We start from the raw sequence: 21,538 nt of genomic DNA on the forward strand, positions 1-21,538 counted from the left end.
GAGAGGGGTATTATTTATGGCTACTACATTACCAAAAGTAGATGTTGTTACAGTAGGGATAGGTTGGGTAGGCGGCATTGTTGCAGCAGAATGTGCAAAAGCTGGATTGAAAGTTATTGGTTTAGAGAGAGGGGAAAAGCGAGGGACAGAGGATTATCAAAAAGTACATGATGAATACCGTTATGCAGTTCGATATGAATTAATGCAAAACTTATCGAAAGAGACGATTACGATAAGAAACCATCGGAAAATGCCTGCATTACCTATGCGTCAGATGAGTTCTTTTTTACTTGGTTTGGGATTAGGGGGATCTGGAACCCACTGGAATGGTCATAACTGGAGATTTTTACCTTATGACTTTCAAATAAAAACGATGACAGATGAAAAGTATGGTCCTAATAAATTGTCAAAGGACTATTTGTTGCAAGATTGGGGAGTTACTTACGACGAATTAGAACCATACTTTTATAAGTTCGAACAGACTGCTGGAATTTCTGGTGAAGATACTAATCCGTTTTGGGGAAAAAGAGCGCAACCATTCCCTACTCCACCGATGAAAAAGACACCGATATTAAAGAAATTTGAAAGTGCAACCCAAAAATTAGGATATACGCCATTTATGTTACCTTCCGCAAATCTTTCAGAACCCTATACAAATCCTGATGGGCAAGCGATAAATGCTTGTCAATATTGTGGTTTTTGTGAGCGATTCGGTTGTGAATATGGTGCGAAGACTTCACCTGAAATAACCGTCGTCCCAACTGCTATAAAGACAGGGAACTTTGAAGCAAGGTTTCGTTCCAATGTAGTGGAAGTAATAAAAAAAGGAAATAAAGTAACAGGCGTAAAATATTTGGATACTCTTAGTGGAGAGGAATTTATTCAACCAGCAGAAGTAGTAGTTTTGACTAGCTACGTTATGAATAACGCAAAACTTCTTATGGTTTCTAACATCGGGGAACAATATAATCCTGATACAGGTAGAGGGACATTAGGGAAAAATTATTGTTACCAAATACTCCCTGGGGCAACAGGTTATTTTGAAGAACAGATGAACACGTTCATGGGTGCAGGAGCACTTGGCATGACGATTGATGATTATAATGGGGACAACTTTGATCATAGTGATTTAGATTTTATTCATGGTGGTAGTATTTCTCTTACGCAAACGGGATCAAGACCTATTGAAACGAATCCAATTCAACGTGATACGCCAACATGGGGAGCAGAATTCAAAAAGAATTCGATTTACAATTTTACTCGTACATTAGGAATTGGAACCCAAGGTGCATCCATGCCACATAAAGAGAATTTTCTTTCTTTGGATAGTAATTACAAGGATGCATACGGTCTACCGCTTCTTCAAATGACCTATAATTTTACGGACCAAGATAGAGCTTTGCATAAGTATATAACGGAAGTATGCACAAACATAATGAAAGAGATGGGAGCAAAAACTGTAGAAGGTAAAAATGTTATAACGGATTACGATATTGTGGGTTACCAAACGACTCATAATACTGGTGGAACCATTATGGGAAGCAGTCCTGATAACAGTGTCGTGAATAAGTATTTGCAGCATTGGGATGCAGAGAATTTATTTGTAATCGGTGCAGGGAATTTTCCTCATAATGGTGGCTATAATCCTACTGGAACAGTAGCCGCACTAGCTTATCAGAGTGCGGATGCAATAATAAAATATAGTAAAACAGGCGGTTCACTCGTTTAAGTTGGATTTTTTTAGCGTAAATTTCTATTAATCTTTAAGCATCCTTATTGGACCCGAAGTCGAAAATGAATAAAAGATCTGTTTCAAATTTCTCCAAAATGAGATTTTGAAATGGCTCTTTTCTTTTTAAACAGTTATTTTTGTGCTTCTAATGAACTTCGTAGCTGTTTCGGAAAAAGTAATAGTGGGCGAACCATCATACTTTGGTTACCATCATAGCCTTCAAAACTGGGATTTAGCAGAATAAATATATCTTGCAATCAAAAATACCTGGAGCCACGTCATGTGCTCCAGGTTTTATTTTTCTTTTTTTCGAAAACTTAATTCACTCACTCAAGTTGATTTATATATTGAAAGTTTTTGGGGAAAGCTACATGTATCGAGTGGAATTATATACAGTTTGGAGCAGGGGTGAACAAGGTGGGTTTAGATAAGGGTTCAAAAAAGCTACATTTTGCACTGTTATTGGTTGTTATCATCGTTTTTATATGGTCTGTGATCAAGCCCGCAACCTATTTGGATTGGCTAGCAGAAGTTAGTCCGGCGGTAGTCGTATTAATCATTGTCATTGCAACTTATAACAAGTTTCGTTTTACTACTCTTTCCTATTTCATCATCGCTCTTTTGTCCATTCTAACGTTTATCGGCGGTCATTACACTTACTCAGAAGTACCTCTATTTAATTGGATTAAAGATGCATTTGATTTAAAACGAAATAACTATGATCGTTTTGGTCATTTGCTAAAAGGTTTATCAGCGATTGTGGTAAGAGAATTGTTGTTACGACATACGCAACTAACCAAAGGAGCTTGGTTGTTTGGTATCACGACTAGTATAGTGCTTGCAGTTGCCGCCATATATGAAATCATCGAATGGTTGAGTACAAAAATATCAAAAGGTGGAGAAGTATCTAAAGACTTTTTAGGAATGCAAGGAGATAAATGGGATGCCCAATGGGATATGTCTTTAGCTTTAGTAGGTACCATCCTCGCGTTACTCATTTTTTCAAAATTACATGACAAGTTGTTAAAAAATATATTGAAGAGCCGAAAACAACTAAAGCCTTTAATATTTGGCCGTTTGATGTAAAAACATCAAACGGTCTTTTTATTATTTGTTACATATATAATCTTCTATTAGAATGTAAGTGACATTTGAAGCGTATTCATTAACGTTGGTTTGTCTTAATCATCTTTTTTTTCTCTATTAAAATGGATATAAAAACATTTAAACGTTTGAAAAGGGTATTTGAAAGTTAGAAGTATGCTCTTTAGTGGATATAGTTAGAAGAAATAGAAAACGTAAAGATGGATGGGAAAGGAGACTAGTGGTTATGCCATTAGAAATCGTAAGAAATGATATTACAAAAATGAAAGTGGATGTCATAATAAATGCGGCGAATACAGCACTCCAAATGGGAGGAGGAGTATGTGGTGCTATTTTTAGCGCAGCTGGTGCCGAGCAGTTGCAAACGGCGTGCAACGAAATTGGGGAATGTACTGTTGGTCAGGCTGTGATCACGGACGGTTTTCAATTACAAGCGAAACATATTATTCATACAGTGGGACCAGTTTGGAGAGGGGGGACGCATCACGAAGAAGTGCTTCTTACAGCCTGCTATGAAAATTCATTAGCACTCGCTACTTCTCATGATTGTCAGTCCATTGCCTTTCCGCTTATTGCATCTGGTATATATGGTTATCCAAAGGAGCAGGCATTAAAAATTGCCATTTCTACAATCAGTGCTTTTTTGTTGAAACATGAAATGATTGTATATTTGGTCGTTTATGACAAGCAGGCATTCGGGCTAAGTGAGAAATTGTTTACATCCATTCATGAATATATAGATGAACACTATGTAGAAGAACACGACGTACGCTTCCTTCGTAATCGACAGGAACTACACGAAGTTCTCGAGTCCCAGATGATTATGGAGGAAGCTCCGTTAAAGAGGAAAAAAAGAAGGTTAGAGGAAGTATTGAATCACTTGGATGAATCCTTTTCTGAGAGGCTGCTGCGTTTAATTGATGAAAAAGGAATGACAGATGTTGAAACATATAAAAAAGCGAATATTGACCGTCGCCTCTTTTCGAAAATCCGCAGTTCGGTTGATTATACACCTCTCAAAAAAACGGTCATCGCCTTTGCGATTGCCCTGGAATTAAATCTGGATCAGACGAAAGATTTGCTATCCAAAGCGGGTTATACATTGTCACATAGCAATAAATTCGATCTTATTATTGAATACTTTATTGAAGATGAAAATTTTAACATTCATGAAATTAATGAGGCATTGTTTGCTTTTGATCAAGTTTTACTAGGGGCTTAATTGTCGCTTTCGAAGCGACCTATTCGTTGGAGTAAATTGTTATCCTTAATTTGTAAAGAAGATAGGCAACCAACTAAAGGAGGATAACGAATATGAAAACGAATGCAACAGAATTAGTCTTTATCTTGGATAAAAGTGGCTCCATGGCTGGACTGGAGACAGACACGATTGGTGGATACAATGCAATGCTTACCAAGCAGAAAAAAGAAGACGGAGAAGCTACTGTAACAACCGTATTATTTAATCATAAATATGAATTGTTACACGACCGTATCAATGTGAGAGGCATTGCGCCCATAACGGATAAGGACTACGAGGTTGGAGGGACGACAGCATTGTTGGACGCCATTGGTTCGACGATTCAGAAAATCGGTAATGCGCAAAAAAGAACGAAGGAAGAGGAACGTGCTGGGAAAGTGTTATTTGTCATCACGACAGATGGTATGGAAAATGCGAGCTGTGAATATAACTACGCTAAAATTCAATCGATGGTTGCCCACCAAAAAGAAACATTCGGCTGGGAGTTTATATTCCTTGGTGCTAATATCGACGCCATCTCTACGGCAGCAAAATTCGGAATCGATGAGGAATTTGCCGTAGAGTATCACGCAGATAACAAAGGAACCGAGCTAAATTACCAAACACTTAATGAGGCAGTTACTTCATTTCGAAAAGGCAAAAAAATAGACCGAACGTGGAAGAAAGACATTGAAGCAGATTTTGAAAGTCGTCAGTCTCGAAATTAATGTTATTTCAGGATTAACAACAAGCTAAAAGAAATCAGCTATGTATGCAAATGGCTGATTTCTTCGGCTTTTACTATTTATTATTTTTCTATGATTACGCCGTCAAATGCTGAAATGTAATTTTTTCAGACATTACTGACACTCCTTATTGGTTATTCCAAACGACAAGTTTCGTTTCTGTCATTTCATGAATAGCATATTTTAATCCCTCTTTACCAGTACCGCTTTCTTTCACACCACCGTATGGCATTTGGTCGATCCGGTATGTTGGAATATCGTTGATCATGACACCTCCCACTTCTAAGTGTTTAGAAGCATGGAAAGCTGTTTGGATATCATTTGTGAATATCCCTGCTTGTAAACCATAGGTTGAATCGTTGATTGCAGCAATGCCCTCTTCAATAGAAGAAATGCGGTTCACTACAACGATTGGTGCAAAGACTTCCTGACAAGAAACTTTTGAAGTGGAAGACACATTCGTTAAAATGGTAGGCATGAAAACACCATTTTCTGTTGTACCTCCCGCAATAATTTCTGCGCCATGCTCAACTGCTTCATGTACCCAACTTAACGCTCGTTCTTGTTCACTAGGATTAATCATTGCGGATATGTCTGTCGTTTCATCTGATGGACTCCCAATCACAAGTTGCTTTGTCATTGATGAAAATTGGTTGACAAATTCCTCAAACAATTCATCTATTACATACGTACGTTGTAATGAAATGCACACTTGGCCTTGATTTGAAAATGCACCCATAACGCATTTTGGTACGATTTGTGATAAATCGACATTTTTGTCGATGATTAGGCCAGCGTTGGATCCTAGTTCAAGAGCAACTTTTTTCAGACCTGCTTTATCGCGTATACCTTTTCCGACAGCAGGGCTACCTGTAAATGTAATCATTTTCACTTTGTCGCTCTCTACTAGTGCATCTCCAACCGTTTTACCACTTCCAGTAACTACGCTGAATGCACCTTTAGGTAAAGCAGTTTGATCGATAAGTTCCGCTAAAAATAGTGCAGAAAGCGGTGTTTGTGATGCTGGCTTAAGTACGATTGTATTACCAGCTGCTATCGCAGGTCCTACTTTATGCGCAACTAAATTTTGTGGGAAGTTGAACGGTGTGATGGCACCGATCACACCAATTGGCTGTTCAATCGTGTAACCGAACCGATTCGCTCCATTTTTTGCAGCGTCCATCGGGATCAATTCACCGGTTAATCGTTTTGCTTCTTCTGCTGCAAATTTATATGTTTCGATTGTGCGATCAATTTCCCCTAGTGCATACTTAATTGGCTTTGCTGCTTCTAATGAGATAATTTCAGCTGCTTTTTTGCGGTTATCGATAAATAATTGTGTAATATGTTCTAAAATTGCTGCACGCTCGTATGCAGTCAGTTCAGCCATTTGTTTTCTGGCATCAAATGCAACGTCGATTGCTTGTTCCACTTCTTCACGAGTCGCTTGTGGGATTTTTGCAATGACTTCTTTCGTATGAGGGGATTGGAGTTCTGCAAAATCTTTCGCAGACTTCCATTCACCACCTACATAAAATTGCTTTTCCATCTAATCATCCTCTCGTATTTATTCTTCCTCTGAATTTACTTTTCTGTCTTTTAGAAATGTATTGTCTATTTCACCTTTGAAGAAGTCTTTACCATATATTAAGAAGCATAATAAAAGACCTACTGCGAATGCCCAAGCAGCACCCTTAATACAAAGTACCGCATCGATAATACCGGCGATTCCTAAATCAAGTTGACTTCGTGATTCCAGTATACCGACTTTTACACTTACATACCCTTGAATTAACTTTGTTAAAGCTAAAGCTACACCTAAAATTGGTTCTACTAAACTTACAATTGGTAGTAATAATAAACCGTTATTTGTACCCCAACGGAATGAACCTACTCCTGAAAATGGAATCCATTGCTTTACCTTTTTTGAAGCGTTCGATCATTACTACTGGCATTGCAGACATAAAGGTCCACTCATTGTTAGGTATGGACCTAAAATACTCATTACACTGTTATGCATACCGAAAATTAAGTGTGCACGGCTTGGGCTATATTCCACTTTTCCATCTGGACGTGCAGCTGCACCGTCTTCAACTAAAGCTTTCGTTTGCAATACGTCACCGAATAATACGATGTATGCTGCAAGAACAGTTGGTAGACCATAAAGTTGCTATATGAATCAATTTCATAATTCCAATTTACAGGAAAAAGTAGGAACAATAAAGTATAGTTGATTTCCACTATAGGCGGACGCTTTCCGCGGGGTGAGCGATAAGCCATCACTGCCGCTACGCGTCATTTGTGATGTCTTATCTTTCTCACTCATCCCCCCGGAGTCGCCGCCTGCCGCTTCAATCAACAAAGTGATAACTGTTCGCATTTTAATGACAAAGTACTATTTATGAAATTAACTCATATGTGAATATATAATATTTCCTTTAATTGTTCCCTTTGGAATATTAGAGGTGGAAAGTGTAATTACGGTTGTTCGGTTAAACAAAGAGAGTGTGGACAAAAGCCCACACTCTCTTTTAACCTTTAATTCCTCTTGGTAATAATTTATACAACAAAATTGCAGCTATCGCAGCTGTTGCAATAGGTGAACTGAATATATATTTGATGACATTGTCGTTGTTCATGAACACCTTAAAAGTTTATTTTATTTTTGATTACATACGTGTATGGACTTTTTCTCCTTGAACCCAAACTTCTTGTATATTTTCAGGTCGAACGAGGTACATAATTTTCTGGAAGACATCGTTTAAATCTTCACTCATATCAAAAATAGGTAGTTTTGCAGATGCTAATTTAGTATCAATAATTTGTACATCCCATGCATAGTTTTCTGCCAAACGCCCGATTGGTAAGCTTAAACTTTCCCCTCCGCCAGCTGTTGCAAAATAGAATGCTTCATTGATCGTGATGCGAGATGCTGGTACACCGCGTTGTTCAGCTGGAAGGTTCGTATCCACACCATCTTCTAACATTCTGGAAGACATTACTGCTTGTCTAGCATTATCGAAAAGACTAGGTGAAAAGCCTCCAGAAAGATCGCATCCTAAGCCTATCTCTACACCTTTTTCATGCAAATGAGCAATTGGAATAACGCTATTTGCAAAGTAAGCATTGGAGATTGGACAATGGCTAACGGCAGTTCCCGTTTCAGCAAATAAATCTGCATCGTCATCATTTAAAAAGTTACAATGTGCCATCACAGATTTTTCACGTAATAGTCCAAAATCGTGTAAGGCAAAGGCGTCGTTCTTTTCGAATCGATCTTGTACATAGCCATGTTCCCAATCACTTTCACTGCAGTGGGATTGAACATGCGTATCATACTTAGCAGCCAATTCCCCTAAACCTTTTAAAGCATCATCGGTACAGCTCGGAATAAAACGCGGTGTAACTACTGGATACACGCCTTGTTTGGTGGATTTTGCTAATTCTTTGACAGCTAAAATAAATTCTTCCGTATCTGCTAGTGCAGTTTGTGTATCAGCGTCTCGATAATAGTCAGGATTTTGTTCAGGATTATCCATCACAACTTTCCCAACTAAACCGCGTTGTCCTTTTTTAGCACATATTTCAGCTAGCAATAGACTTGCTTCTTTATGAACCGTTGCAAAATATAGTGCCGTTGTTGTTCCGTTTGCTAGTAAGGTGTTGACTACATCTTGATAAACATTTTCTGCAAATGACAAATCCGAAAATCTAGATTCAAGTGGGAAAGTATAGGTATTCAACCAATCATAAAGTGGAATATCTAATGCTGTTCCAGATTGAGCCCATTGCGGCGCATGGACATGCAAATCAACAAAACCGGGTAAGAAATATTGACCTTCCGCTAAACGATGAAAGTTTTCTTTTCCTGAATAAACATCTAGTAAATGTTGATACTCGGTTTCTTCTGGCGAAACGATTTTTTCAATCATCCCGTCTTTATTGATACAGAAAATATGCTCCTCTAAAATGTTTAACTCTTTTGGAGAATTGCTAGAAAAAGCAGTTCCTAAAAATATTTCCGTATATTCTGTCATATTTCGCACCTCAATGTTCGTATATTTGAATTATATTTGCTATTATAGAGTGGGTTATACATTAAGTCTATACAAAATATGAATAATTAAAATTTTAAGATTAATGATGTTTGTATTCTGTAATATTTTTTTAATAGGCTTTGTTAAACCATCATGTTGTAATGGACTAAAATCCGCTCGCTTTTCGCGGACGATCGCCAAGCCTTCTGATTCGCAACCTTGTTTCGGGGTCTTAGCAGCCTTTTTCCGCAGGAGTCTCACAGACATTAGTCACAAAATATATTCTTACAACAGCCGAATCTAACAGAGCCTTTTATAAAGAAATAGATGAATGTAACATTCAAAATAGTAAACTAACGATCAAGATCATTTGATGGTGATAAATGGAAAAAATATTTCTAATTGAAGGGATTATATTAGCATAAAGGGAGGGGGTATGTGTGTAATATTCGTTCTTGTGTATATAATCTCTTGCAACAGAATGGCGAGCAACCTACACGTTCTTAAGATGAAGAGCATAAGATAATACATATACACAATAGGTCAAGTGGAATTTGGGAGTATGTCACACCCCTTTTATTTATTGAGTTTCAAGCGATATATCTTTATTGGAGACGCGAATTAATTAATGGATTAAAAGATAATTAGTAAGTTCATTAATGGTAATGGGATTTACAAAAAAACGAATAATGATTCTAATTTATTTATAATTATACAAGATGCTTATTTGCGTATTTTTCTTTGACGACTTATCATGAAGATAGAGATTAATATTTTATAAACAAAGAAAATCGTTTCATAAAGCAACGACTTTCAATCGTTTTAGGAGGTTTTAAGTATGGATGCAATGGAAGTACTAACTAATTTGGAAAAAATGAAGGCGTATTTTCAGCCGATTTTTAGTGCAGATGAGCATGTTGTCGTTGCTTACGAAATCTCTGGCAAGCTTAATAACGATGAAGAACTTATAAGTTTAAATGCATTTGCATACGATGACGATGTTCCAGATGAGTATCGAGTCGATGTGGAGCATAGAATTTTGCATTTAGCCCTTTCTCAACTGGAGGAGGAAGCAAAGGATTTCGATATTTATTTACCATGCAATGCCAATTTACTGATACTGGATTATGGGGAAAGTTATTTCGATATTATAAGAAAATATATTTCGGAGGAAGAACTAACGCGTGTTGTTCTCATGATCTCAGAACATAACTTTAGAGGCGAATTTAATAAATTGAATAATATCCTTCGTTATTTCCGTACGTACGGTATGAAAATTGCTATTAACCAAGTTGGTTCTGAAAGTCATTTAGACTATATCAAAATGCTGTCTCCTAATATTTTGAAGTTGAATATTGAGCAATTAAGTTATGAATCTTGGGGTGCGCAGAGTGATTTATTTACATCACTTGGAACATTAGCGCACAAGATTGGCGCAAATATGTTGTTTGAAGGCATCGATAGTGTGCATCAGCTTCAATTTGCATGGAAAAATGGTGGGCGTTTTTATCAAGGGAAGCACTTAGCGGCAGCTCATACAACATTAATTGCACGTGATCAGTTAAAGACAAGTTTTAAAGAGAGATGTCGGCAGTTCATCACAACAGAAAAGCGTATGCTTGAGGAAAATTACAATGCTTTAAAAGTCTTGCAGATTACATTGGAGAAATCGGTGCAACGTATGAAACTAGGCAGTCAAAACACGGAGAAACTACTCGTGCTTGCCGAAGAGCTTGAGGAATATTCTTTCCGTCTTTATATGTGTGATGAAGAGGGTTTTCAAACATCACCGAATATAATGCGTATTGATAAGAAATGGAATATTCAAGAAGAAGCAATTAATAAAAATTGGAGTTGGCGTCCATACTTTTTAAAAACAATTATTGAAATGCGTAACGACCAAAGCGGCGTGTTGTCTGATTTATACAGCGATATCGATACAGGGGAAATGACGCGTACTTTCTCTATTTCGGTTAGTGACAATGAATATTTATTTATTGATATTTCCTATGATTACTTATATAAACATAATATTTTCAGATGAAAATTTGCCGATTTGCGCTGAAATGGGCTTTTGGTACCGTTATAGTTATGACGGTTGCTGCGCTCTTACTAGGTGTCATTACAATCTGATAACACAAAAAGGACGGTGAATCCAAAATGATTCGTCGTCCCTTTTAATTTCATCTAGTTCCAGGTTTTGAGACGATATTAATCGTTTTGAACCTGGAATTTTTTTATGCATTTATTACTATTAAAATATTTTTTTGGAATATTAAAAAATATTTAAATATAAACTGGAGATACTTTGGAAGTATATGGCATATCTATACTTGTTGTGTTTTTCCTTATAATACATTTGTATTTTGACTTTATTTTTATTATTATAATAATAGTAAAGTTAAGTTTGCATTCTTTAAAACGATACCTAAGATTAAAGTAAATAATCACTCTATTTAGTATTTTTTGAATACTATATGGAGAATCAGTTAGTGTAAGGATAACTTTATTATTTCATACTAAAGTTACTAATTCGTATTTGGGGGAAATTAAACATGTCAAACAAAGAGTTAAAGAGAGGACTTGAGGCACGTCATATTCAAATGATTGCTTTAGGTGGTACGATTGGTGTCGGATTGTTTATGGGTTCTGCTAGTACTATTAAATGGACAGGCCCATCCGTATTGCTTGCGTATGCAATATGTGGGATTTTCATATATTTTATAATGCGTGCAATGGGCGAAATGCTCTATGTAGAGCCGAGTACAGGTTCATTTGCGACATTTGGTCATAAGTATATTCATCCATTAGCAGGTTATATTACTGCTTGGAGTAACTGGTTCCAGTGGGTAATCGTTGGGATGGCAGAAATCATAGCTGTTGGAACGTATATGCAATACTGGTTCCCAGGCCTACCTGCTTGGATTCCAGGTTTAATCGCAATGGCTATTCTTGGTGCTGCAAACTTAATCTCCGTTAAATCATTTGGTGAACTTGAATTTTGGTTTGCAATGATTAAAATCGTGACAATTGTATTGATGATTATTGCGGGGATAGGTTTGATTTTCTTTGGATTTGGTAACGGAGGAGGCGCAATAGGAATATCGAATCTGTGGGAACATGGTGGTTTCTTTGCAGGGGGTTGGACCGGATTCTTCTTTGCACTATCTCTTGTTATTGCAGCGTATCAAGGCGTAGAACTAATTGGGATTACAGCCGGAGAAGCTAAGGATCCGCAAAAAACATTAACAAAAGCAATAGATAGTATTATTTGGCGTATATTAATTTTCTATATTGGTGCGATTTTTGTTATTGTGACGGTATATCCTTGGGATCAACTAGACACACTTGGAAGCCCGTTTGTTGCTACTTTTGCGAAAGTGGGTATTACAGCGGCAGCTGGAATTATTAACTTTGTTGTTATCACAGCAGCAATGTCAGGTTGTAATAGTGGTATTTACAGTGCAGGACGTATGCTGTATACATTAGGTGTAAATGGACAAGCACCAAAGTACTTTGCAAAGATATCTAATAATGGTGTTCCTTTATTTGGAACAATCGGTGTATTAATTGGTTTAGCGGTAGGGGTTGTTTTAAGTTACATTGCACCAGCCAATTTATTTGTGTATGTGTACAGTGCGAGTGTGCTTCCTGGTATGGTTCCATGGTTTGTTATCCTTATTAGTCAAATTCGATTTAGAAAAGCTAAAGGAGCAGAACTCGATAACCATCCATTCAAAATGCCGTTTGCACCTGTTACAAACTACTTAACGATTGCATTTTTACTTATGGTATTAGTCGGTATGGGCTTTAATGATGAGACTCGCATTTCTCTTATTGTAGGAATCATTTTCTTAGCTATTGTCATAGCAAGTTTTTATATTTTAAAAATAGGTAAGCGAGTACCGCTAGATACTAAAATAGATGAATAATTGTATGATATTTGACGGGGCTGTCCAATAAGCCCCTAAATTGAAGCAGGTGTAGAAAAACGAGTCTTTTTCTACACCTGTTTTTTGTATACTTTTTATTAGAACTACTATTTTTTGTAGGCAATTAATTGTAGTGAAAGACGGCGACTCCAGCGGGAATAGCGTGAGCTGAAGGCCCCGGAGGAGCGAACAAAGGAACAAAGGCTAAGAACGCCACCTCGTGTGGCAACGCCTTTGTGACCAACATCGTGTTGGCCTGAGGAGACTGAAGTCATGCCCGCGGAAAGCGTCCGTCTGGAACGGAAATCAATACATTGGAAGAGGGAACATCTCTCAGTCAATGTATGACTTTAGGGACAGCCCCGTCTTTTCTCTTCTGAAAGAATATATTCCATATGGATCTACTATTGTAAAATGTAATGCTTTTATCGTACAATATATCGAATTAATAGAATGTTAAATTTATTCGTTTCATCAAATTTTTAAGAATGTAGGTGAGGAATTGAAGCGTCTCCATTATAGTTGGTTTGTGTTAATTATCGCCTTTTTTTCTATTATTGTAGCTGGGATTGTTCGATCCTCTTCAGGGGTATTTATTGTACCTTTTGAAAATGAGTTTGGATGGGATCGGTCCGTTATTTCTTTAGCTTTTGCAGTTGGTCTTTTTCTTTATGGATTGTCGGGCCCATTTATGGCAGCACTTATCGAAGTGTTAGGATTAAAAAAGATGATGATTTATGCCATGTCTACTTTATTGGTAGGGCTTGTGCTTACTTATTTTATGGACCAAGCCTGGCAACTCATTGTCATTTGGGGAATCATCATCGGATTAGGATCCGGTGTGTTTCTGACTGTATTAAGTACATACGTAGCGAATCGTTGGTTTGAGAAGAGACGAGGTCTTGCGGTTGGGATTTTAACAGCTAGTACGGCAACTGGGCAGTTAGTGTTGCTCCCAGTGCTAGCCATTCTAGTAGATAATTATTCTTGGCGTTGGGCTATTGGGTTGATTCTAATCCTCAGTGTGATCATGCTAATAATTATTCTATTATTTATGAAAAATTCGCCGAAGGAAATTGGAATACTCCCATATGGACTTGAAGAGGAACCTCAAGAGTCTAGTGAAGTGCAAAAGAAAAATCCAATAGCGATGGCTTTCCAATCATTAGTAGAAGCTGTGAAAGTAAAAGAATTTTGGTTGTTGGCAGGAAGTTTTTTTATATGTGGGCTTTCAACAAGTGGATTAATTGGAACACATTTTATCTCTTATTGTATTAGTTACGGAATCCCAGTTGTAGCTGCAGCTTCTATGCTTTCTTTTATGGGGGTCTTTGATCTAGTCGGTACAACAATATCCGGTTGGTTATCGGATCGCTTCGATAATCGGTGGTTGCTGTTTTGGTATTATCTTTTAAGAGGGGCTTCTCTTGTATTACTTCCATTTGCACTACAAGAAGGCTCCCTTACACTGTTAATCATTTTTTCTGTGTTTTATGGTTTAGATTGGATTGCAACAGTACCGCCAACGATTAGCATTTCAAGACAAATCTTTGGAATAAAGAGAAGTGGTATTATTTACGGCTGGATATTTGCCTCTCATCAAGCTGGAGCAGCAGTAGCTGCATACGGTGGGGGCTTTATGTATAACATATTTGACTCATACACATGGGCATTTTTCCTTGCAGGAATCTTTTGTGTATTGGCTAGTTTATTTGTCATTTTGATTAAAAAGCAAAAATCAAGCATAGTAATTTAATATGAAAGGTATTTTATCGATGTCCTCATTCGAGTCGACCAAGCGAAGAGTCTTTTTTAAACATAATAAATAACTTCTATTCTTAACGGGAATACTTAAAAGGTAAACTATGTATAGTACAGGATCGGACGCAATGCTGAGATGCGTCCGATCCTGATATAACTTTTCTTAGTAAGATTTTTCTCTTTGACTTTTTTCTCGATGATTTGGAGTCATTGGCTCCTGTTTAGGCTTTAAATTACCTAATTCAGCTAACTCTAGAGAAATCTCTTCCTTCTTGCTCGTTGGATTTTTAGCCATAGAACCTTTATTATTACTAGCTCCTTGATGATGATTAGTATTTGTCATAAAAAAACTCCTTCCAACTATTTAGTACCTCCTTAACATGGTTCAAAAATAAGTAATAATGTATGAAAAAAATTAATTCACACGATTTCTAAAGAACCACTATTAAGTTTTGCCGGACTTTTCAAGCTATCAACAGAAAAAATAAAAGTCCATGGCATACTAATGCTTGGTGGAATACTCAATGTCGGAAGTGTAAAAGTAGACTGTGCAATTATTTTATTATTTTCTATATATGCCAATCTTGTTTGGTTAAAAGTAATTACTTGCTGAGTAAAATTATGGACAAGTACAGTAATTAGTAATTCTCCTTTATGGTTTATTGCTTGCCATATTGGTGAGAGAAGAAGGTCATGATTTTCCGTATTACTAGTTTCGAGAAAAGTCTTCTCAATCTCTTCCCTGTCCTTACTGGACAAGGCCTTTGCCCAAGATGATTCAAACTCGAGTTTTTGCATCTGCGTAACCTCCTCGGAAATATTTTAAACCCTCGTGTTTGAGATAGCCACAAATTGTATTTATTGAGCAATTGTTCTTTTTAAAATTTTTGAAAATAAACTGATTTTTTAGTTAAATTAAATGATAAAATATAATTAGCAGAAAAGAGATAGTGATATTTTCATAAATAAAGGGGCGAGATGCTTGATACTACATACAAATATTATAGGAAATGGAGAACCATTAGTATTTCTGCATACAGGATTGCAAACAGGTATGACAGATTTTGAGTTTCAAAGGGAGTACTTTAGCAATAACTACAAAGTTTTCTCTCCAGATTTGAGAGGTCATGGGCAATCCAATACAAATGATATTCAAAATTTCTTTGAAGATTCCGCAGTAGATTTATTGGAAACAATTGACCATTATGATTTGAAAAAAATCCACTTAGCAAGTTGTTCTTTAGGAGCGTTAGTGGCTATCAAATTTGCTCAAATGTATCCAGAACGAATTCACACATTGTCCATTTCAGGGGTTATGCCAGTTGAACCGGATAATTGGTTGGAGCTTCATGAACAAGATGTGGAAATTCAAGAGAGTTTACTAGATAACAAAGTGGCTACGAGTTATTTCGACCAATTGCATACATCTGACTGGAAACAATTTATTTATATGGCGAAAGAGAAAGAATGGTATCCATTTGAAGATGTAAAGGCACTAAGTGAGTTTCGTTTTCCTGTTCTTTATATGGTTGGAGAAAAAAATGAGCGTGAAACGATTGGTGCAGCTCTCTATCCTAAATCAAATGAACATATTCATGTTGCCATTATTCCGTTTGCTGGCCATCTAGTGCATGCAGATCAACCTGAAATATATACTCATATATTAGAAGAATTTATCGAAAAATCTAAATGACTTTTAATTAGCAATTATTACAAATGTAACGTAATGATGGATCTTGTCATAATATTGATATCTCCTTCTCATGGTTTTGCAATGGTACTGTCATCTTACCGTGTTAAGATAAGTCTCGTTAGTGAAAGGGAGGAAATTCATATTATGAAAAAACACATTGCTGCACTAACCGCAATTGCAGTACTATCAGTAGGAGCGGCAGGTCAAGCATCTGCATCAACTGTTCATACGGTAGAAAAAGGAGATACACTTTGGGACATTTCAAAAGAGATGAACGTAAGTGTTCAAGATTTACAAGAATGGAACGGACTTAACTCAACAATTATATATCCATCTCAAAAATTAAAAGTAGTGGAAACACATACCGTCGTTTTAGGAGATACACTTTCCCACATTGCCCAAAAACATGGTCTTTCTGTGGATGAATTAATGGAGCAAAATCAGCTTACAAGTGATTTAATATTCCCGGGAGATAAAATAGTGCTTGAAGGCACAAGGGCTATGCAAGTTAAAGGAAGTTCTGTTTCGCAGCCTTCTACGAGTACACCTAAAACAACAACTAACACAACAGCTAATACAACAACTAAAGCATCAACTAACGCAACAGCTAAAACAACAGTAAACACAACAGCTAACGCAACAGCTAAAACAACAGTAAACACAACAGCTAACGCAACAGCTAATACAACAGCTAATACAACAGCTAAAACAACAACTAACACAACAGCTAAAGCATCAACTAATACATCTCCACCAACTGCATCTACTGTAAAAGAAATATCCGTAGCTTCAACAGCTTATACAGCTTCTTGTGATGGCTGCTCGGGTATAACATCGACCGGTATCGATTTAAATGCAAATCCTAACCAAAAAGTCATTTCTGTAGATCCAACAGTCATTCCACTAGGTTCACGTGTATGGGTGGAAGGTTATGGTGAAGCGATTGCTGGAGATACTGGCGGTTCCATTAAAGGAAATAAAATTGATATTTATATGCAATCCAAAGAAGATGCGATTAATTGGGGTCGCAAAACAGTAAAAGTAAAAATTTTAGATTAAGAGAGTATGGAATAAAGGGGCTCAAAATACAAGGGATGGGCACCTCTCACCTATTTCTACATAGTGACTGTCTAGTTTCCAAAAGCATTGCACTTCTTAGTCAAAAACCTAATTTCTAGTGTCTAGTTTAAGAAGTAAATATCAATCTAGAATAATTGGGGATTGAAATAGCAGAAAAGAGAAGTAAGCAATGACAGAGACCATATGTCTTTTTAGGAACTTGTATAAATTAGGGGAAGTTTTAAATGGCTTATAGTTATGTAATGGACATTGAGTTGTCACGAGAAAGTCTTACAGAAGTGAATGACATAATAGTGAAAATATCCAAACTGTTTCGGGAAAGACATAATGCGGACTTAGAAGTGTATTCACCAGCTACAGGAAATGTTCTCCGTATATTTGCTATTATTAGATTTGAAAATTTAACTAAATTTGAGGAATTAATGAAAAGCGCAGCTGAAGATACAGAGTTAAGGAAGCTAGAGCAAACTTTTCACAGTATGGCGATTAATACAGAATACAATTTGTATTGCGAATTATGTTAACTTAAAATAGAAATCCAGCAAATTCCAATTTTGCTGGATTTCTATTTGTTTAAAAGGATGTTTAGCTCACACCTGTTCAATTTTAAAGGAAGGAAGACACAGTTCGCTGCATCCTGCGGCCATATCTGCATGACTCTACTTACCTGTTTCACCTAAATATTAAAACTAGGGACATATGTCCTTTCCAAATGGTGTCTATTTATCTTTTAATAGAGAAAACAACGTGAATGGAGGCGTAAAAATGAGAGGAATCTTGTTTGCTGTACTTGGTGGTGCCTTTATAACTTTGCAAGGGGTAGCTAATTCGCGAATTAGTCAAGATATTGGGGCGTGGCAGGCGGCAAGCCTTACACAGTTCACTGGATTCATCCTAGCATTGGTTATAGTTTTGTTCGTACGAGATGGTAATTGGACGATGTTTAAAAAAGTAAAACCGCTATATTTAACCGGTGGTGCATTTGCTGCAGTCATTATTTTTAGTAATATTACAGCTATTCATCAAATTGGCGTTACGCTTACGATATCAGCAGTTCTTATCGCTCAACTTAGTTTGACCTTTTTGATTGATATAAAAGGATGGTTTGGCGTAGTGAAGCAACAGATGAAGCTACCTCAGTTTATCGGGATGGGATTGATGGTACTTGGTGTTGTGATTTTGGGAATTTGAGGGTAGTGTATGTTTTATGCGTTAAAGCTAAAAGGGGAGGGGGAAGATGCATGAAGTCAATTGAGGATCAAGAGCAACTACAATACTATTTGCATGTTCACCAAATTGAATCTGTATTTAACGAAGCGTTATTACAGCATTTATCGTTACATACGTTTGATGAAGGTGAAATTATTTGTGAACAGGGAGAACCCCGTAGCCATTTATATATACTTGTTAAAGGAAAGATTAAAATCTTTACAACTTCTTCGGAAGGGAATAAGTTAATTCTTGCTTTTAAGACTCCTCTTGAAATAGTAGGAGATATTGAATTCATCCAAAATATTGAAATGATCAATACAGTTGAAGCTGTCACACCTGTTTGCATGATTCGAATTCACTGTAATTGGTTAAACAAATATGGAAGTGATTATCCTCCGCTTCTTCAGTTTTTACTTAAAATTATTACGAGAAAGTTTCATATTAAAAATAATTCTTTTGTTTTTAATTTGATGTATCCAGTTGAAGTACGTCTAGCGAGTTATTTGTTATCTATATCCTTTGATGAATCCAATACCGATTTTAAAGGACAACTGAGCGTAAGTAATTTAAAAGATGCCGCTGGGTTAATTGGAACAAGTTATAGACATCTTAATCGTGTCATCCAACAGTTATGCAAAGAGGGATTAATTGAACGTAACAAAGAGTTTATCATCGTAAAAAATCGAATCGGGTTGAGCACGCTTGCTAATCACAATATTTATGAATGAATTTGGAACTAAAAATTTAATAGGGGGGTATTGTTATGCTTTTGGGATTATCCATGGCACTGATTGGCGGTGTTTTTTTAAGCTTACAAAATATATTTAATAGCAAAGTAAATGAGCATACAGGCTCTTGGGCCGCGACGACACTTATATTAGGAATGGGATTCTTAGCTTCACTTACGATTGGCTTCATGGTAGAAGGAGAACGCATTTTTATTTTTGAGAATATGAAAACATGGTATTGGTTTAGCGGTATTATAGGAGTAGGCGTAGTTACTTGTTTAATCCAGAGTATCAAGTTGCTTGGACCAACATTTGCAATTTCCATTGTACTTACTTCACAGCTTTTATTTGCATTGTTATGGGATTCGCTAGGTTGGTTGGGTCTAAAACAAGTGCCCTTTACTTACCAGCAATTATTAGGGGTAATAATTATTATTGGTGGAGTTATTGTTTTTAAATTTGGCGGTAGAAGAGTAATAGTGGAAGGGACTCAACCTGAAGCTATAAAATAAAAAAGAAAGGTACTAGACTGGGGAATTTCCTCCTAGTCAAGCACCTTTTCCTGTTAGTAAGACTCAGTCGTCTTCATTATTGTCATCAAATTCTACCTCTAATACCGTACCAGTACTTGCATTGATCGTTATTTCAGCTTCGCCTTTTTTTGTTTGAAGCTTTATTTCGTACTCATATGTTCCATCATCAGAGTCTAATTCAATTGATTTCACATCACCATTCATTTGTTTTTTAGCAATGGCAATAGCTTTTTTTTCTGTGATGAGGGATTTTGCAGATTTAGCTTGGGCAAGAGCTTTATCGTCGTTGATATCATTCTCATCGTCATCGAGGCTTTCTCGAACATTTATAACCTTAGCTGTATATGCATCCACTTTTACTTCATATTCTTTATTCTTATCCCCATCAATATCTACTTCATAATACATATTACTGTGTTCTGTTTCTAACTCTACGCTTTCGACGGTTCCATTAGCTTTCTTTAATGCAACTTCTATTGCTTTTTCAATTCCGATTAACTTTTTGCTTTGTTCTGTGCTAATCTTTACGTCATCCTCTGCAAACGCGTTAATACCGATTGCACCACTTATTGCAAGTACGGTTGCTAATGAACCAATTACTATTTTTTTCATTATTTGTTCCTCCTCGTTATCATTTACCTTACACTTCATACTATATACAGTGAAAACAAAAGGACGGGGAAAGAAAGGTTAAAATTTGGAGAGAAAAGGTTTAGGTCTTTTTAAAAAAAGGCGCTGTTAAAACACATGGTTTTCATTTGGTAGAATCCGCTTGCTCTCCGCTGGCGAACCGACAAGCTACATTGGCTACACCTGCGGGTTCTCGTCTGCCTCGCTTTAAGTCAGGATTCTGCGCGGATTCTACCACAAATTATATGCTAAAAACAACAGTAGAATATATCGGCGTCAAAAAAAGTGACAGGTCCATGTGGTACTTGAAGGGTCTGTCACTTTTCTACATGATTCAAATTTCTATCAGAGGGTATGCTTTGTAGTTACTCATCCCAATTAACCGACTTTACTTCTCCTGTGTAAGCATCGACTTGGACGGTGGCTTCCCGATCATCCTCGCCGTTTTCCAATTCAACTTCGACTAGGTAATAGGGAGGGGAGCCAGAAGGTTGATGAAATGTTACGTCATCATCTGCTTTTCCTTTTAAGTGGTTTGCTGCGATTACAATAGCCTCTTGTACCGTAATTACTGTATTTTCCGTAATTGTAGGAGTAGGTAAAACCATCGAATCGAGGATTTCACCTGTAAATGGATCAACCTTTAGCTTTAGTTTTTCGTTGTCTTTAGTGACAATTGCCTCATAATAGTAGTTGTCATTTTTTTGAATCATTTCGATTGATTGTAGCTCCCCTTGAGTAGTGAGTTTCTCCTCAATTTCTTTTTGTGATAGCTGTAGTTTTGTTTGAGGCTCCTCTTTCGAAGAGTTTTCTCCTTTTTGTAGTCGTTCTAAGGAGAGAACATCCCCAGTTTTTGCATCAATCTTTATAATATATAACCCAGTTTCTAACCGCATTTCAATCTGATATTCATCTTCATTCTTTGTTGTTTTTACGATATCACCTGGGTATTTTTCAAGCACTGCCGTTTTCGCTTCTTCTGCTGTTAAGTTCTGCGCAGAGAAGGTAGGAGAAAAACATCGAAACCCTACGATTAACAATAAAACAAGGAGAATAACTCCAACTGTCCACGTCCATTTCTTTTTCTTCATCGTTTATCACCTCACGTAA

General features: G+C 36.8%; 20 protein-coding genes. 13 read left to right on the plus strand and 7 right to left on the minus strand.

Annotated features, from left to right (window positions below):
- The first annotated feature begins 16 nt into the window (after positions 1–16).
- The 4 genes from MHH81_RS01830 (at position 17) to MHH81_RS01845 (ending at position 4,804) form a co-directional block, all read left to right on the plus strand.
- Complete coding sequence (locus MHH81_RS01830) at positions 17–1,729, plus strand: GMC family oxidoreductase (RefSeq protein ID WP_340917249.1); 1,713 nt, start codon at positions 17–19, stop codon at positions 1,727–1,729.
- Positions 1,730–2,149: 420 nt separating this feature from the next.
- Positions 2,150–2,818 (plus strand): DUF2238 domain-containing protein, encoded by a 669-nt coding sequence (locus MHH81_RS01835; RefSeq protein ID WP_340917251.1) that lies wholly within the window; start codon positions 2,150–2,152, stop codon positions 2,816–2,818.
- A 244-nt stretch (positions 2,819–3,062) separates the two neighbouring features.
- Positions 3,063–4,058 carry a macro domain-containing protein gene (locus MHH81_RS01840; protein WP_340917253.1) on the plus strand — a complete coding sequence of 332 codons (996 nt, stop codon included), beginning with the start codon at positions 3,063–3,065 and terminating at the stop codon, positions 4,056–4,058.
- A 92-nt stretch (positions 4,059–4,150) separates the two neighbouring features.
- Entirely contained in the window at positions 4,151–4,804 is a 654-nt protein-coding gene (locus MHH81_RS01845; RefSeq protein WP_340917255.1) for a vWA domain-containing protein, read from the plus strand.
- Positions 4,805–4,949: 145 nt separating this feature from the next.
- Here MHH81_RS01845 and MHH81_RS01850 read toward each other — a convergent pair whose 3' ends face one another.
- The 3 genes from MHH81_RS01850 to guaD form a co-directional block, all read right to left on the minus strand.
- A complete protein-coding gene (locus MHH81_RS01850; RefSeq protein ID WP_340917258.1) occupies positions 4,950–6,371 on the minus strand; it encodes an aldehyde dehydrogenase family protein in 1,422 nt (473 codons plus the stop codon).
- 396 nt (positions 6,372–6,767) lie between these two features.
- On the minus strand, positions 6,768–6,935 hold the full coding sequence (locus MHH81_RS01855) for a hypothetical protein (protein WP_340917260.1): 168 nt from the start codon (positions 6,933–6,935) through the stop codon (positions 6,768–6,770).
- Between the two features lie 556 nt (positions 6,936–7,491).
- The gene (guaD, locus tag MHH81_RS01860; protein WP_340917262.1) at positions 7,492–8,859 is read right to left on the minus strand and encodes a guanine deaminase; all 1,368 of its coding nucleotides are present in this window, start codon (positions 8,857–8,859) and stop codon (positions 7,492–7,494) included.
- A gap of 838 nt (positions 8,860–9,697) precedes the next feature.
- On the opposite strand from guaD, the gene MHH81_RS01865 reads away from it, so the two are divergent.
- The 3 genes from MHH81_RS01865 to MHH81_RS01875 all read left to right on the plus strand — a co-directional run bounded on the left by MHH81_RS01865 (position 9,698) and on the right by MHH81_RS01875 (position 14,547).
- Positions 9,698–10,903 carry an EAL-associated domain-containing protein gene (locus MHH81_RS01865; RefSeq protein WP_340917265.1) on the plus strand — a complete coding sequence of 402 codons (1,206 nt, stop codon included), beginning with the start codon at positions 9,698–9,700 and terminating at the stop codon, positions 10,901–10,903.
- A gap of 511 nt (positions 10,904–11,414) precedes the next feature.
- A complete protein-coding gene (locus tag MHH81_RS01870) occupies positions 11,415–12,791 on the plus strand; it encodes an amino acid permease (RefSeq protein ID WP_340917267.1) in 1,377 nt (458 codons plus the stop codon).
- Between the two features lie 502 nt (positions 12,792–13,293).
- Positions 13,294–14,547, plus strand: coding sequence for an MFS transporter (locus MHH81_RS01875; RefSeq protein ID WP_340917269.1), 1,254 nt, complete (start codon positions 13,294–13,296; stop codon positions 14,545–14,547).
- 168 nt (positions 14,548–14,715) lie between these two features.
- Here the strand turns inward: MHH81_RS01875 and MHH81_RS01880 are convergent, their stop codons facing one another.
- Both MHH81_RS01880 and MHH81_RS01885 read right to left on the minus strand, forming a co-directional pair.
- Complete coding sequence (locus MHH81_RS01880) at positions 14,716–14,895, minus strand: hypothetical protein (protein WP_340917271.1); 180 nt, start codon at positions 14,893–14,895, stop codon at positions 14,716–14,718.
- A gap of 77 nt (positions 14,896–14,972) precedes the next feature.
- On the minus strand, positions 14,973–15,350 hold the full coding sequence (locus tag MHH81_RS01885; protein ID WP_340917274.1) for an SLAP domain-containing protein: 378 nt from the start codon (positions 15,348–15,350) through the stop codon (positions 14,973–14,975).
- Positions 15,351–15,534: 184 nt separating this feature from the next.
- Here MHH81_RS01885 and MHH81_RS01890 point away from each other — a divergent pair, with 184 nt between their 5' ends.
- From MHH81_RS01890 to MHH81_RS01915, 6 genes are all read left to right on the plus strand, one after another.
- Complete coding sequence (locus tag MHH81_RS01890) at positions 15,535–16,245, plus strand: alpha/beta fold hydrolase (RefSeq protein WP_340917276.1); 711 nt, start codon at positions 15,535–15,537, stop codon at positions 16,243–16,245.
- Between the two features lie 144 nt (positions 16,246–16,389).
- The gene (locus MHH81_RS01895) at positions 16,390–17,304 is read left to right on the plus strand and encodes a LysM peptidoglycan-binding domain-containing protein (RefSeq protein WP_340917278.1); all 915 of its coding nucleotides are present in this window, start codon (positions 16,390–16,392) and stop codon (positions 17,302–17,304) included.
- Positions 17,305–17,549: 245 nt separating this feature from the next.
- Entirely contained in the window at positions 17,550–17,849 is a 300-nt protein-coding gene (locus MHH81_RS01900) for a hypothetical protein (protein ID WP_340917280.1), read from the plus strand.
- Positions 17,850–18,090: 241 nt separating this feature from the next.
- Positions 18,091–18,516: a DMT family transporter gene (locus tag MHH81_RS01905; protein ID WP_340917282.1), complete on the plus strand. Its 426-nt coding sequence runs from the start codon at positions 18,091–18,093 to the stop codon at positions 18,514–18,516.
- Between the two features lie 50 nt (positions 18,517–18,566).
- On the plus strand, positions 18,567–19,265 hold the full coding sequence (locus MHH81_RS01910) for a Crp/Fnr family transcriptional regulator (protein WP_340917284.1): 699 nt from the start codon (positions 18,567–18,569) through the stop codon (positions 19,263–19,265).
- 35 nt (positions 19,266–19,300) lie between these two features.
- On the plus strand, positions 19,301–19,777 hold the full coding sequence (locus tag MHH81_RS01915) for a DMT family transporter (RefSeq protein ID WP_340917286.1): 477 nt from the start codon (positions 19,301–19,303) through the stop codon (positions 19,775–19,777).
- A 63-nt stretch (positions 19,778–19,840) separates the two neighbouring features.
- Here the strand turns inward: MHH81_RS01915 and MHH81_RS01920 are convergent, their stop codons facing one another.
- The gene (locus MHH81_RS01920) at positions 19,841–20,410 is read right to left on the minus strand and encodes a PepSY domain-containing protein (protein ID WP_340917288.1); all 570 of its coding nucleotides are present in this window, start codon (positions 20,408–20,410) and stop codon (positions 19,841–19,843) included.
- Between the two features lie 383 nt (positions 20,411–20,793).
- Positions 20,794–21,519 carry a PepSY domain-containing protein gene (locus MHH81_RS01925; protein WP_340917290.1) on the minus strand — a complete coding sequence of 242 codons (726 nt, stop codon included), beginning with the start codon at positions 21,517–21,519 and terminating at the stop codon, positions 20,794–20,796.
- Positions 21,520–21,538 lie beyond the last annotated feature (19 nt).

Origin of the sequence: Psychrobacillus sp. FSL H8-0484 (assembly GCF_038005325.1) — a bacterium.
Classification (GTDB): Bacteria; Bacillota; Bacilli; order Bacillales_A; family Planococcaceae; genus Psychrobacillus.